Annotated in this window: 12 protein-coding genes; 4 read left to right on the top strand and 8 right to left on the bottom strand. The window is 67.0% G+C overall.

Translation table 11 applies throughout. The annotated features are described in order from the left end of the window. Window positions 1–134 precede the first annotated feature (134 nt). From QH195_RS13510 to QH195_RS13490, 5 genes are all read right to left on the bottom strand, one after another. Complete coding sequence (locus QH195_RS13510; protein WP_280435612.1) at window positions 135–824, bottom strand: hypothetical protein; 690 nt, start codon at window positions 822–824, stop codon at window positions 135–137. Continuing rightward, window positions 821–2,485, bottom strand: coding sequence for an ABC transporter family substrate-binding protein (locus QH195_RS13505; protein WP_280435611.1), 1,665 nt, complete (start codon window positions 2,483–2,485; stop codon window positions 821–823). The genes QH195_RS13510 and QH195_RS13505 overlap by 4 nt, the downstream gene beginning before the upstream one ends. Next, the gene (locus tag QH195_RS13500; RefSeq protein ID WP_280435622.1) at window positions 2,482–4,410 is read right to left on the bottom strand and encodes an ABC transporter ATP-binding protein; all 1,929 of its coding nucleotides are present in this window, start codon (window positions 4,408–4,410) and stop codon (window positions 2,482–2,484) included. The genes QH195_RS13505 and QH195_RS13500 overlap by 4 nt, the downstream gene beginning before the upstream one ends. Before the next feature lie 14 nt (window positions 4,411–4,424). Then, on the bottom strand, window positions 4,425–5,414 hold the full coding sequence (locus QH195_RS13495; RefSeq protein ID WP_280435610.1) for an ABC transporter permease: 990 nt from the start codon (window positions 5,412–5,414) through the stop codon (window positions 4,425–4,427). Window positions 5,415–5,492: 78 nt separating this feature from the next. Further along, window positions 5,493–6,470 (bottom strand): ABC transporter permease, encoded by a 978-nt coding sequence (locus QH195_RS13490; RefSeq protein ID WP_280435609.1) that lies wholly within the window; start codon window positions 6,468–6,470, stop codon window positions 5,493–5,495. A 236-nt stretch (window positions 6,471–6,706) separates the two neighbouring features. Here QH195_RS13490 and QH195_RS13485 point away from each other — a divergent pair, with 236 nt between their 5' ends. Then, complete coding sequence (locus tag QH195_RS13485; protein WP_280423312.1) at window positions 6,707–7,564, top strand: HAD family hydrolase; 858 nt, start codon at window positions 6,707–6,709, stop codon at window positions 7,562–7,564. Between the two features lie 46 nt (window positions 7,565–7,610). Here the strand turns inward: QH195_RS13485 and QH195_RS13480 are convergent, their stop codons facing one another. Together QH195_RS13480 and QH195_RS13475 are read right to left on the bottom strand one after the other, a co-directional pair. After that, window positions 7,611–8,147, bottom strand: coding sequence for a YrhB domain-containing protein (locus QH195_RS13480; protein ID WP_280435608.1), 537 nt, complete (start codon window positions 8,145–8,147; stop codon window positions 7,611–7,613). A gap of 307 nt (window positions 8,148–8,454) precedes the next feature. After that, window positions 8,455–10,749: an N-acetylmuramoyl-L-alanine amidase gene (locus tag QH195_RS13475; RefSeq protein ID WP_280435607.1), complete on the bottom strand. Its 2,295-nt coding sequence runs from the start codon at window positions 10,747–10,749 to the stop codon at window positions 8,455–8,457. Window positions 10,750–11,151: 402 nt separating this feature from the next. Here QH195_RS13475 and QH195_RS13470 point away from each other — a divergent pair, with 402 nt between their 5' ends. From QH195_RS13470 to QH195_RS13460, 3 genes are all read left to right on the top strand, one after another. Beyond that, complete coding sequence (locus QH195_RS13470) at window positions 11,152–12,639, top strand: SpoIID/LytB domain-containing protein (RefSeq protein ID WP_280423309.1); 1,488 nt, start codon at window positions 11,152–11,154, stop codon at window positions 12,637–12,639. 19 nt (window positions 12,640–12,658) lie between these two features. Continuing rightward, window positions 12,659–13,264, top strand: a complete 606-nt coding sequence (locus tag QH195_RS35250; protein ID WP_432278352.1) for a MerR family DNA-binding transcriptional regulator — start codon at window positions 12,659–12,661, stop codon at window positions 13,262–13,264. 165 nt (window positions 13,265–13,429) lie between these two features. Further along, window positions 13,430–14,047: a hypothetical protein gene (locus QH195_RS13460; RefSeq protein WP_280435606.1), complete on the top strand. Its 618-nt coding sequence runs from the start codon at window positions 13,430–13,432 to the stop codon at window positions 14,045–14,047. On the opposite strand, the gene QH195_RS13455 is transcribed toward QH195_RS13460, so the two are convergent. Then, window positions 14,041–14,228 (bottom strand): hypothetical protein (locus tag QH195_RS13455; RefSeq protein WP_280435605.1); only part of this gene is annotated, 188 nt, incomplete at its 5' end. The two genes, QH195_RS13460 and QH195_RS13455, sit on opposite strands and share 7 nt — an antisense overlap.

Genomic DNA, 14,228 nt, shown 5'->3' with positions numbered 1-14,228 from the left:
CTGCCGCAGAGCAAGGAGGGTGCACGCTACAGCACCCTCCTTGCCCGGCCATCCCACCGGTGGAGTCGACCGTCACCCACGGGCCTCGTGGTTCAGCTCGGCGGTACCCTCCCCGTCCCGGGTGATTTCGGGGGTCAGCTGGGGTCCGATCCCCGGATTGCAGCGAGCCAGATGCCGGCTGCGGCGGTGACACAGCATGCGCCGGCGAACGCCGGGATACCGCCGCCCATGACGTAGACCCAGAGCAGGCCCACGAACGGCGCCGCGACCGCGGACTGGGCGTCCAGCAACAGACGCCGGGTGAGTTTCGTGGCGGTCCGTGCGCGCTCCGGGGCCTCCGGGTCGATCCGGGTGGGGTTGTCGATCAGGCGTCCGGGAGGTTCTCGGTCACGGGTTCGACCCGAGGGAAAAGCGCGAAGCCCGGAAGGTGCATCCGGTTCGCTGCACTTGTTCCGCAGCGTTATCCGGTGCTCGGTCAGTAGAGCTGTTCCGCCGGTGTAAGAGATCAGTTCGGGGCCGAAGTACACCGGCAGCCAGCGGATGCGATCCCCGTCGCGCAATTCCAGCCAGGACCGGCTGAGCAGTTGATATTCCTGCCGGACCCGCCGCACGGCAACTTCTCCGCGGTCGAGTGCGCGGTGCGGGAAAGCCCCCAGCGCCACCGCGATCCGGTATCCGCTGTAACCCACGATCCCGATCGCGACCACCGCCAGGGCGCTGAGCTGGTCCGGATCGGCGAACGGCGCCCACGCGGTGAGTACCGCGAGGGCGCCGATCGTTACGCACAGCGGATAGGCCAGCGGGTGGCCCGATCCACAATTCACTTCAGGAAGCCGACTGTGGTGTAGTCGGGGGTGGCAAGACCGAACGCACCCCAGTTGGCGACCTCGTTGCGCTGGGCGACGGTTCCGGGAGACTGGGTGATCGGCAGCGAATGAACCTCCTCGAAGATCATTCGGTCGGCCTGGTTGGCGAGTTCGACGGCCTTGTTCGGGTCCAGCTCCGAGATGGTCTGTTCGATCAACGCATTGAGTTCCGGCGAGCCGATTTTCCCCTTGTTCGAAAGAGGCATTTCGGGGTTGTAGGCGTAGATCTGGGGCAGGCTGCCGAGCGGCAGCACACCACCCTGCCAGCTGAACTGGGCGATATCGAAGTTACCCGGGTCGATGATGTCGGTGAAAAGTCCTTGTCCGGGGTAGGTCTCGATTTCCAGCTTCACCCCGATGGCGGCAAGGTTCTGCTGCGCAATCTTGGCTGTCTGGACCCACAGGTCCTGCTGGTACATGACATCACGTATCACCAGGGGGCGGCCGTCCTTCATCCGGACGTCGCCGTTGAGTTTCCAGCCGAGCTCGTCGAGTTCACGGGCGGCCTGTTCGGGGTTGTAGGCAACCACACCGGCGTTGTCCTGGTAGCCCTTCTGGCCCTGCATATAGATGTGGTTGTTCAGCGGCTTCGGGTCGGATACGACCCCGAGCTGAGTGGCCGAGGCGATCGCCTGGCGGTCGATACCCTTCGCGATCGCACGCCGCAGCGCGGGGTCCTCGAGAATGGACCCCGGCGCACCGTTGAAGGTGAAATGCGACCAGCGCGGCAGCGGCGTCCGCAGCACTTGAACGCCCGGGGTGTTCTTGGCGGTGGTTACTTCGGCGATCCCGGAGATATCCGAGGAGTCGAGTTCGTTGTTCTGGATGGCGGCGATCCGCGCCGGGATGTCCAGTGCGCTGAAGGTGACAGTGTCGAGTTTGGGCGTATCGCCCCACCACTTCGGGTTACGGCCGAGAGTGATCCGGTTCTGGGCGCGGTCGATGTTGGTGATCATGAAAGGGCCCGCGCTGAGCGGCATACCGCTGCGGTAGAAATCGCTGAATGCCTGCGGGGTCGCGGTAACTGCCTTCGGGAGCAGCAGACCGAACAGACCCTGCCATTCGGCATAGTGCTTGTCGAAGGTGACGACGGCTTGCCGGTCGTCGACACCGCGTTCCACCTTTTCCACACGATCGAAGCCCGAGGTCGCGGCGACCAGGAAGCTGGGGTCTTTGCCGCTCTGCGCGTGCGCTTGCGAGGCGAGATCTTCCCAGGTGATGGGTGTTCCGTCGGACCAGACCGCCTTCGGATTGATGGTATAGGTCACCACCTGCGGGTCGGTCTTCGTCAGTTCGACACTGGTGAAGAAGTCGGTATCGACCGACAGTTCGCCTTTGGCGTCGGACCGGAACGGGCTCGGCAGCGTCCAGGAGACGACATCGGAAGCATCGAGGTCCGAGTCCACGTGCAGCGGGTTGAAGGTTTCCGGCAGCGCCGAGATCGTCAGCCGCAGGTTGCCGCCGTCGCGTAGTTCGCTCGGGTCGCGCGGGTTGATCTGGTTGCTGCCGGTGATGGTCACATCACCGCCCTCGGTGTTGTTCGCGCTGCAGCCGGTCAGCAGTAAGCCGATCGCGGTGATCGGCACCGCCAGGCGGATACCGACGGATCGCATCTTCATGAGATTTCCTTCCTGCTGGTGGGGTTCGTGTCCGAACCCCTGCCACGGTCGACGACCGGTACCGGTATCGCCTCGATCAGCGACCTCGTATAGGCGTGCCGGGGTTCGTCGAAGACCTGCTCGGCCGGCCCGTATTCGACGATCTTGCCCTGGTACATCACGGCGATATCGTGTGCGAGATTGCGAACCACCGACAGGTCGTGGGAGACGAACAGATAGGACAGGCCGCGCTGGGTCTGTAGATCACGCAGCAGGTTCAGCACACCTGCTTGGATGGAAACGTCGAGGGACGACACCGGCTCGTCCAGTACCAGCAGTTCGGGATCCAGGGCGAGGGCGCGGGCGATGCTGATGCGCTGTTTCTGACCGCCGGAGAAATCCGCCGGGTACCGATCGGAGTGTTCGGGTCGTAAACCGACCTGGGTGAGCAATTCCGGTACTCGCCGGGCGATCTCCGCTTTCGGGCGCCGATCAATTTTCAAGGGTTCGGCGATGGCGTCGAATACCGGCAGGCGCGGGTCCAGGGAAGCCGTCGGATCCTGGAAGACGATCTGCATCCGGCGGCGAAGTTCGCGTTTCTGTGTTTTGGTCAGTTCGCCGGTTTCATGGCCGAGGATTTCGACCCGGCCCGATTGCGGCCGCACCAGGTTCAGGATCTGTTCGAGCGTGGTGGATTTTCCGGATCCGGACTCACCGACCAGTGCCAGAGTGCGGCCGGCGCGGACTTCGAAGCTGACGCCGTCGACCGCGCGCACTTCGCCTTTGCGCCGCCGGAACACCACACCCGAAGTGATCGGATACGTTTTCACCAGGTCCGAGACCCGGAGTACGACTTCGGGTTCAGGGCGGGAAATGGAATCGGTGGCGGGTTCGTCGATTTCCTGGCGATAAGCGTCGAACAGTTCCGCGGTGCCCACTTCGCCAGTGCGGAAACACGCTGCGCGGTGCCCGCTCGTTGTTTCGGTCAGTGGAGGTTCGCTGTCCCGGCACAGGGCGACGGCGATCGGGCAGCGCGGGGCGAATGAGCATCCCGGCGGAAGGTCGTGCATGGCCGGTGGTGCGCCGACGATCGGGATCAGCGGAGTACGGGCGGGCCGGTCCATACGCGGAATGGAGCCGAGCAGACCGACCGTGTACGGCATCCGGGGGGCAGCGAAAAGCTCCGCGGTCGTGGCGGTCTCCACAATTCGGCCCGCATACATCACCGCGACCCGATCGGCGAGAGTCGCGGCGATACCCATGTCGTGGGTGATCATGATTACGCCCGCACCGGTGATATCACGCGCCTTGCGCAACAGGTTCAGGATCTGCTTCTGCACGGTCACATCCAGTGCCGTGGTCGGCTCGTCGCAGATGATCAGTGAGGGATCGTTGGCGATCGCCATGGCGATCACCACCCGCTGCCGCATACCGCCGGAGAATTCGTGCGGAAATGCCTTGGCGCGTAGTTCGGGATCGGCGATACCCACCAGGTCGAGCAGTTCGACCGCGCGTTTCGCGGCCGCGGCCTTGCCCATATCGCCGTGTGCGAGCAGCGCTTCGGCGATCTGCTCCCCGACCCGATACACCGGAGTCAGCGCCGAGAGCGGGTCCTGGAACACCATGCTCACGGAACTGCCGCGCAACTTGGACAGTCGCCGGTCGTCGAGCCCGAGCAGTTCGCGGCCCCGCAACCGGATGGATCCGGTGACCCGGGCCTGTTCGGGGAGCAGTCCCATGACCGCCATCGAGGACACCGACTTACCGGAGCCGGATTCCCCGACGATCGCCAATACTTCGCCATCGGAGACGGTGTAGTCCACTCCCCGTACTGCTTCGATACGGCCCTCTTCGCTAGGGAAGGAAACCCGCAGGTCCGAGACCTCGAGTAGGGGAGTGGCCCCCGATGCGGCGGCTTCGGAGGAATCAGCGGCCGGTTTTGCCATGGTCGTCTCTCCGCTCATCGCCGCTCGCTCCCGGACGATCCGGCGGGCCGGACGGCTCCGGGCTGCCGGGCACGCTCGGCCTTGCGGGCTTTCCGTGAGGTCCCCGAACGCGCCCCTTTCGCACTCGGGTCGAATGCGTCGCGTAATCCGTCGCCGACCAGGTTCGCGCACAGCACGGTAACGATCAACAGGCCACCGGAGAACATGAAAAGCCACGGGTAGGTAAGTGCGGTGTCGGTACCGGCCGCGATCAGCGATCCGAGCGATACATCCGGTGGCTGCACACCGAATCCGAGGAAGCTCAGCCCGGTTTCGGCCATGATCGATGCGCCGACGGTGAGCGTGGTGTCGATGATCAGGATCGAGGCGATGTTCGGAACGATATGGGTGAGGATCACTGTCCGGGTCGGCGCGCCCATATACCGGGCCGCGCGCACGAATTCGCGGTCCCGGAGGCTGAGGGTGAGGCCGCGCACGATGCGAGCGCTGATCATCCAGCCGAACACCGCGAGCAGGATGATCAGCAGCACGATCGAGCCACTGCCCTTGGTGCGTGGTGCGAACAGCGCGATGATGATGAAACTCGGGACCACCAGCAGCAGGTCGACGACCCACATGAGGAAACGGTCGGTCCAGCCGCCGAGCAATCCGGCGAAGGCACCCACCAGAGCGGCGATGGTCGTCGAGATGATCGCCACGCAGAACCCGATGATCAGAGATTTCTGTAGGCCACGCAGGGTTTGCGCGAGAACGTCCTGACCGATCTGGGTGGTGCCGAACGGATGCTGCGGGCTCGGTGGTTGTAGCAGGGCCGTGTAATCCAGGTCCTGGTAGTCGTAGGGCAGCAGCGGTGGCAGCGCGAAAGCGGCCAGGACGAGCAGGAGCAGAACAACTGCTCCGGTCACCGCGGGCCGGTTGCGCAGGAATCGTCTCCAGACCAGCTTGCGTCGACCTGATGCCGTGACTTCAGGTGCGCCCTGGACGATGATCTCGGCTTCGGTCATAGCGCCCCCGTATCGGGATCCGTGCGCCCGGCGCGCGGCGGGCTACCTACTTCGATGCTCATCGTGCACCCGCCTTCCTCACGCCACACGCACCCGGGGGTCGAGGACCGCGTAGACGATGTCGGAGAGCAAACCCGATATCAGCACCACCAGCCCGGCGAACGCAGTTACTGTCACCACGACGTACACGTCTTGGGCGTTGATCGAATCGACCAGCCATTCGCCGACACCGTGCCAGCCGAAGATCTTCTCGGTGAAGGTGGCGCCGGTGATCAATCCGCCCAGGCTGTAGGCGAACAGGGTCGCCATCGGGATCAATGCCGTGCGCAAACCGTGTTTGTACAGGGCGCGGGTCCGGGTCAGCCCCTTGGCGCGGGCGGTGCGGATGAAATCGCTCTGTAGAACATCGAGCATGGCGTTGCGCTGGTAGCGGCTGTATCCGGCCATACCTCCGAGCGCGATCGCCAGGGTCGGTAATACGAGATGCTGTAGCCGGTCGACCAGTTGAGCGCCGAATCCTTCGATATGACCGGCCGAGGTTTCGCCGGTGTAGAGCAGTACCTGCTGCCCGGCCATCGAGTTGATCTCCAGGGCTCCATATTTCAGCAAGGTCGCGAGCAAGAACACCGGGGTCGACAGGATCAGCAGCGAGACCACGGTGGTGAAGTAGTCGCTGAACTTGTACTGCCTGATCGCGCCGGCCGCACCGATGAGCACACCCAGCACCGTGCCCACCACCGAACCGAGTATCAGCAGCCGCAGGCTCACTGCCACCCGCCGCGGCAATTCCTCGCTCACCGGCTGTCCCGCCAGAGTGGTTCCGAAATCACCCCGGACCGCCCCCGAAACCCAGATGAGATAGCGCTGCGGGACGGGGTCGTTCAGATGCAGCTCTTCGGCCTTGGCGTCGATCACGGATTGCGGTGGCCGCGGATTCCGCTGTTCGAGACTTTCCAGCGGATTGAAGGTCAGCGAGGCGACGGTGAAAGTCAGGAAGGACGCCAGCAGCAACAGTACGACGTAGTTGAGTGCGCGTCGCAACAGAAAGCCGGCCATCATTCCCCTCGATATCAGGTGTGGTCCCTGATCATAGGGAGGGTTTCCCCGGCCTGCGCGCCGGATGGCCCGCTGCGTGTTCACCTCGCCGTGCGGGCCGGTCGCGGAGATGTTATGGCGACTGTCACATGCGCGCCGGTGCGGCCTGCGCCGGAGGAGCTGCCAGGTGGTATGCGCAGGACACTGTGGTGCCCGGCCGGGGACACCGCGGCACCGGCGCATGCAGACACAGCAGAATGGACCGGGTGACCGCATCGCAACTGCCCAAACCCAAGCTGGTGGCCTCCGACGTGGACGGCACCCTGATCGACCCCTACGAGCGGGTCACCGCGCGGACCAGGGATGTCGTGCGGGCACTGGTGGCCGATGGAGTGCAGTTCGTGCTGGCGACCGGGCGCCCGCCGCGGTGGATCGCGCCGGTGGTCGCAGGGCTCGGCTTCGCGCCGCTGTGCGTCTGCGGTAACGGTGCGGTGCTCTACGACCCCGAAACCGACCGGGTGCTGAGCACCACCGTCCTGGATGTGCCGACGCTGGCCTGGCTCGCCGATCTCGCGGAGAAGGTGCTGCCCGGATGTGGTCTGGCCGCCGAACGGGTGGGTGCCAGCGCCCAGGACGCGGCGACGCCGCAGTTCGTGAGCTCGCCGGAGTACGTGCACGCGTGGCTGAATCCCGACGATACGGCCGTGGCGCGCGATGAGGTCATCGCCTCCCCGGCGATCAAGATGCTGATCCGGCTGCCGGGAGCCGAGAGCGGCGATATGGCGGCAAAGCTGGCCGGGTATATCGGCGACCGAGCGGATATCACCTATTCGACCGACCACGGGCTGCTCGAGATCTCCGCGCCCGGCGTGACCAAGGCGCACGGGTTGCGCATCATCGGCGAGCGGCTCGGTATCGACCCGGCCGATATGGTCGCGTTCGGCGATATGCCCAACGATGTGCCGATGCTGCGGATGGCCGGGCTGGGAGTGGCAATGGGGCATGCGCATCCGGAGGCCATCGCCGCCGCGGACGAAGTGACCGGGACGAATTCCGAAGACGGGGTCGCGCGGGTGCTGGAACGCTGGTGGCCGCAGGACGATTCGCGACGCTGAGCGGTTCCGTCGGGCGGGTCGCCTGCAGGCAAGCCTCCAGGCCGCGCTAACCCACCGGCTCGGGGTTCGGCCCGGACAAAGTCCAGTACGACGAGAACCCGCCCGTCGGCGGCTGCAAGAGCGGGCGCACATGTTCGGGAACCGGTGCCCCGGCAGCCACCGCCTCGACATACTCCGCGGCCCCGCGCAGAGTCAGGTCGGGCGCTTGCGCTCGGACAACCCGGAGGGCATCCAAACGGCGATCCCGCTCGAGCAATTCCGCGATTCGGGCGCGCAGTTGATCGACCCGCTCGGCCCCGCGAACCTGCTCGCGATACTCCACGATCCACTCGCCGCGTTCGGGATCAGCTGTGGCGCGCACCATGTGCAGGCTCCCGTCCATCCCATCCACCAGGAAGGGCCCGTGGCCGATCACCATGTCAGAGATACGGCGGCTGCGCAGGTAACGTTCGCCTTGGCTGGTGATCAGCCAGCCCAACTGGTGCGGTCTTACGTCGGTGACCACCAGTGTGGCTGCGCCGCACTTCGTCTGCTCGGCCACATACCGCTCCACTACCGTGACGGCCCACGCTTGCGACACCATAGCGACAGGGTAGGGCGCACGGCCTGACAAGGTTGGGTAATTACTGTCGGCGGTGGTGTGGCAGCATCTTCCCGATCCAGTGGACGCCTGCGCCGTATCGACATCGGGCACGTGCCGGCTTCCGGTTCTGTTCTCGAGCGGCCTGTGCGGGTAGCACTGCCTGCTCGCCGGCGTGGCGGGCGTCGTGGAAGTTCCCCCGGAACCGCGGGTGCCAAGTGCCTTCGTGCGGCGCGGGGATCGTGGCGCCGGCCGGACACCGAACCGCGCCGACTGTCGAGTTCGGTCGGCGCGGTGATCCCGGCTCGATTCAGGCAGCCGGGGCTGGAGGAGCCATCGGTTCGCTGGTGGTTGCCGGCGCGGATGGAGCTTCTTCCGGGCCGGCCGGTGCCGGTGGCTGGGCAGGTGGTTGCTGCGCCAGGGGGCCCGTGGCGGGTTCGGGCGGTGCCGCGGGCGCGCCGGTGGGTGTGGGGGATGCCGGGGGTGTTTCGTGGATCGGCGCACCGGCCGGCGGCGGGACGGGATTGCTAGGTGTGGGGCTGTCCCCTGGAGCTCGGGCCGGAACCGGAGCTTGTGCTCGGGCCGGAAACTGTGCGGGCGCTTGTGGTTGCGGCGCCGGGGCTGCCGACGGCGGCGCGGGAGCACCCGGTACCTGGCTGTGTACGGGCGGGGCGGCGAGTGCGGGCGCCGGTGCGGCTCCCTGGGGGAGGCCTGGTGCGGGCAGCGGAGCGGCCTGCGGGTGTGGTGGTTGACCGGGCGCGCCCTGGACCTGCTGCTGGTTGAGTTCGTTGTAGGTCTTCCAGAGCGTGGTGACGATATCGGTCGCCTGGTTCAGGATGAGCGAACCGTTCTGGAAATCGGCGCGCAAGCCCTCGGGTACCGGGTACGGGCTGGTCAACGGCAGTCCGAGGGCGCCGGCGTCGGCGCCGAGTTCCAGGAAGCGGTCCAGGATCTTGCCGACCACCTCATGGGCCTGCCCGTCGGGGGTGGTGTAGACGTAGCCGTTCACGAACTTGGCGTACTGCTGGCCGTCGGCGGCGGGCAGTGGCTCGGACGCGGCCTGGCCGAGCGGGCCGTCGGGGCCGCCCTTGGAGACCCAATATTTGGCGATCAGGTTGTCGTTGACCATGGTCAGCAGCTTCGTGGTGAGGTCGGCGAGCGCGGCCAGATCGGAGCGGGCGGCCTGGCTGCGCGGGGACTGCGATTGGGACTGGGTTGCCCCGGCCTCACCGGCGGCGATCGTACGGATGCGGTCCATCTGCGCGTACGCGGCGTCACCCGGGCAGCTGGTGTTGCCGACGTCGCGGTGCGCGAAGACAACCGGCAGTTTCACCTCTTCACCGCGGGCGTACGGGGTGAACTCCGTACCCTCCGAGTACATGGTGGTCTGACCCTTCGGGTCGAGTCCGGCGATCTTCGCGCGCCAGCCGACGAATTTGCCGGTGGCTTCGATCGCGGCGTCGGTGGGCTGTTCGGCCTGGTAGTCGCCCATGATCGCGACTCCGGAGGTGTTCTCGTTGAAACCGCCCGCGTGCGCGCCCTGCACCGGCTCGTTCAGGCCGCCGTAGCGACCCTCGAAGATCTGCCCGTACTTGTCGACCAGGGCGTTGTAACCCATATCGCACCAGCCGAGAGTCTTCGAATGGTAGGCGTAGATGGCGCGCACGATCCCGGCCGATTCACCCTTGCTGTAGTCGTTTCGGCCGGCGGTGTGGTGCACGGTGATACCGCCCAGACCGTCGTCGTAGGTGGGTTCCTGGCAACGGATGGATTCGTCGGCGCCCCATTGATTGCGAGTGATCACCCGCGGTCCGCCGCCGGGCAGCGCAGCCGCGATGTCCTGCAGATTGTCGTCGACGGCGCCGCGACCGGGGTCGATCAGCACGGCGGTGAGATCGGGGGGCGGCTCTTGTTCGCCGGCCGCGGCCGGCGTGGGGGTCAGCGGCCCGCCCGGAGCCTGCTGTGGTTTCCGGGTGACCAGAACTTGTACCGCGGTGGTGTTGCCGACGTAGATCGGGTCGGTGCCCGCGGGCGCGCCGTCGGCCACTCCGTCGGCGCCGTCGATCGGGCTGGCTTCGTACCACTGGCCCCATGCGCCGTCCGGCTGTTTCGCGCGGACCATGACGGTGGTGTTCGCCAGGTCCGGCGCGGTGAGTGCGACCATACTGAACGGTTCTTCCCGGGTCAGCTCTTTGACCTGGGCGCCGACGGCGTTCATGAATTCAGGGGGGATGACGCCGGGGGTGAGGGCCGGCGTGTCGGCGGCGGGTGTGCCGCCGCCGGAGTCCCCGGTGACGAATCCGGGGACCTGCTGCCGTCCGGGGATCCGGCCCGGGGCAAGTCCGGGTAGATCGAGTGCCTGTAAGTCCGATAAGTGCAGGTCGGGCAGGTCGAGGCCGGTCAACTCGGCCAGTGGCAGGACGATATCGGTGGCGCTGTTCAACGCCAGCTCGGTGAGCAGGGGTGGTACGGCGGTGAGTTCCACCTGGTCGGCGGATTTGTGTGGGCTGATAACCGTGGGAACCAGGAGCGGCCCCGCTACCGCAATCAGCGCGACAACCGGCAGGACGTAGGAACGCTTCGGTTTGCGGTAGGGCACGAGCATCTCCAATCAGGGTTGCAACCAGTGATCGGTGAGCAAGTCATGCTTGCGTACTCGAGTCTCACAGACCACACTAGCCACATTCGTCACAAATCTAAACCTGAGGTTGAGGCTTACCTGGTCGCTCGAATGTAGCTCCCGGAACGTGGCCGGTCGAAACGACATGCCGACGTCGTGTCGAGGCAAACGTCCGGGCGAATCGATGGGAGTGCTCGTATGCCATACCGAAACAGCATAACTCGCTCGAAAGTTTCGCTGCGACTTGCGAATCCGCTGCTAGTGCGCCGATTACCCCGGTCCGCGCGAGGTCGGAGGATCAGGCCCGGGCCGATGTTCGCCTGCGGTGCCACGGCTCTGTTGGTCGGTGGTGCGTTGCTGGTGCCCTCTGCCGGTGAGGTATACCGGATGATTGCCGAAGCCGGTCCGGGGCACGGGCGGGGACTCAGTCAGCACGGTGCACTGCAGAACGCACGCAGCGGCCAGAATGTCGAGCAGATCCTCGGGCACTACTACCCCGGGGCCGAGATCGGCACTGTGGGCCCGGCTTCGGTATCGGTCCGGTTGCAGGGCTACGACCGCGCCGAACCGGTCGTCTTCTCGGACGCGGGAGCGCGGGTGGCGGGGCGGATGCTCGGGCCCGGCGAGGCCGCCCGCCTGATACCCCTGCCGGACGGTGGCGCGCATGTCGTGGTCACCGACGGGTGCGAGGGTGCCGTGCTCTGGGAGACCCCCGTCGGGGATCCCTGGGTCTATCCCGTCGACCCGAACCCCAACCGCCCGGCGAACGAGCACCTCACCCTGTGCGGAGGCGGGGCCTACCGAGGCTCATTGGGCGTGGCCACCGAGAACGGCGAACCCCGCACGGTCAACCGGGTGGACGTCCAGGACTATCTGCTCGGCGTGGTACCCGCGGAGATGCCCGCCGGCTGGGACCCCGCGGCGCTCGAGGCGCAGGCCATCGCGGCCCGCTCCTACGCTCTGGCCGAGACCCGCTGGCCGTACGCGCAGACCTGCGATACCACCGACTGCCAGGTCTACAGCGGTACGGCCCAGGAGGATCCGCGCACCACCGCAGCGGTGGAGGCCACCGCGGGCCGGGTGCTGCTGCGCGACGGGCGGATTCTGCGCTCGGAGTACTCCGCCGCGCCCGACGGCGGGCAACCCGCCGATATCCAGACTTTCGAGGTGGGCCCGACGCCGGCGGAACTCGCCGTCGCCGGCCCCATGCCGGCCGCACCGGGTGACCCGCAGATCCAGGCCGCGCGACCCGACGGATCCGCGCCCGGTATGCCGGGAGATTCCGTACCGCCGGTGTCACCGGAGGGGAACAAAACCGGCCCGAACGCGGGCGCTCCGGTGCCGCGGACCCCCGAGGGCAGTCTGCCGACATCGCCGGACGGGACGAACCCGGTGCTGCCCGGCGTGAAGCCCGGCGAAACACCCTCGCCGATCGATACCGCCTACGCGGAAATGGGTGGCTCGCGCAGTGTGGTCGGCCTGCCCGTCACCCCGGAAATGCCGCTGCCCGACGATGCCGGTAGCTACCGGTTGTTCGAGAACGGCGTCATTGTCTACACCCCGTCCCTGGGAGCGCAGGTCGTCGACTTCACCACGCTGATGCAAATGGTGCCGAACCTCGAGGATCCCGCGGTGGGAAGCGCCGATTCGGAAGCAACCGAACCGGGAACCACCGAATCCGGCAGTTCGGGAACCGAGGAAAGCGATGCCGGTACCGCTCCGGGTCGAGTGCCGGCCGGTCGCGCCGGGGCCGGGCAAGCGCCGGAAACCCCGCCCGGTGGGCCCGCGGTGCAGGGCGACCGCCCGGCCGCCGTCCCGGGCGCCCAGAAAATCCCCATGGACATGGAGGTGACAGACCTGGCCGAAGGTTCGTGACCGCCGCCCCGCGACCGGCTTGACGGCGGCCGACGCCACCAGTTGCACGCTGCGCCATTACGGGCAGGTGGGTCTGCTGCCGCCCAGCCGGATCGGTGCCAACGGTTACCGCTACTACGACGAGCGGGAGAAGGACGCCACCCCCGCCCTGCGCGCGCAACTGGATCTGTTGCACGGCGAACAGGGTCGGATCCGCCGCCGGATCGAGTCGGTAGGCACCACATTGGGCAAATCGGAAAGAGGTGAACGGCTCGTGGCGGCAGAAGTTTTCGAAGAATTCGACCATACGCAATACAAGGACGAGGTAACCGAGCGCTGGCGCCGAGGCCTACGAACGCGGCGACCGGTGGTGGAGTGCGCTCACCGCGGCACAGAAACAGCAGTTCCAGCAGGATCAGCTCGATATCGCCGCGGACTACGGCCGGGCATGGCAGGCCGGGCCGACGCCGGACAGTGCCGAGGTCCGGGCGATCCCCGGCGGCACTACGAATGGGTGATAGTGGGCCGGCGGCCGAGCGCGAAGGAATTCGCCCGGCTCGGTGAAATGTATGTCGCCGACGAACATTCGGCATCAACAACGAGCGGCACGGAAAGGGCACGGTGGCGCTGGTTCGTGACGCGATGAAGTACTACGGGGAGACCTATCTCGAACAGAAAACGGGCCACGCGCAGGTGTCCGCGCACGAAAAGTAAGTGGACACTTGCGTTTCACAACGAGTGGGACGAGACGTCGGCGAACTCCGATGCGGCACGGTAGAGTTCCCGAAAACCTTTACGAGGGGGAGGTCCCATGAGTTATCCGTATGGCCAGCCGCCGCACCAGCCGGGATACCCGGCCCCGGGGCCCAGCTATCCCGCCCCGGCCTACGCGGCCGCGCCCGGCCCGTACGGGTACCCGCAGCCGGCGCCGAGCGGGGGTACCGGAATCACCGCGGGCATCCTCGCGTTGCTCGGTGCACTCTCCAGCGTCGGGATGGCCGTCTCCATGTTCATCCTGACCGCCGCCACCTCGGAGAGCTCGCTGACCAACGGTGCGGCGCTGGCCACCGGGGCGCGCCGGCGCAGCAGTTCCTCCAGCAGCAGTGGCAAGGGACCCGATATCGACATCGATTTCGAGGGCGTCGGCATCATCTGGGGAATCCTGTACCTCATCGTGGCGCTGGCCCTGCTGGTCGGCGGGATCATGCTGCTGAAACGGAGCAGCGCGGGCCGGATCACGGTGATCGTCGCCTGTGTCGCGTTCGTCATCATCTCGGTCTTCGGGTTCGGTCTCACCGCGATCATCGCCGGTCTCTTCGCCATCGGCACCCTGGTCCTGGCCTCTCTCGGTTCCACCAAACGGTGGATCGAGGCCGGTCGGGCGCCTGCCATGGCCGGTGGCTACGGGCCTGCCCCGTACGGCTACTGACCCAGCGATCCGCACACCCGCGGGGGGGGGGGGGGGGGGGGGGGGGGGGGGGGGGGGGGGCGGGGGGGGGGGGGGGGGGGGGGGGGGGGGCGGCGCCCCGCCGGGCAGGGCCCGGGGCGCGCGGCGCGGGGGGGGGCGGGGGGGGGGGGGGGCGCGCGGGGGGGGGGGGCGGGGGGGGCGC

Source organism: Nocardia carnea, from assembly GCF_029868855.1.
GTDB classification, from domain to species: Bacteria; Actinomycetota; Actinomycetes; order Mycobacteriales; family Mycobacteriaceae; genus Nocardia; species Nocardia carnea_A.
This window is presented reverse-complemented; position numbering and strand designations above follow the sequence as displayed.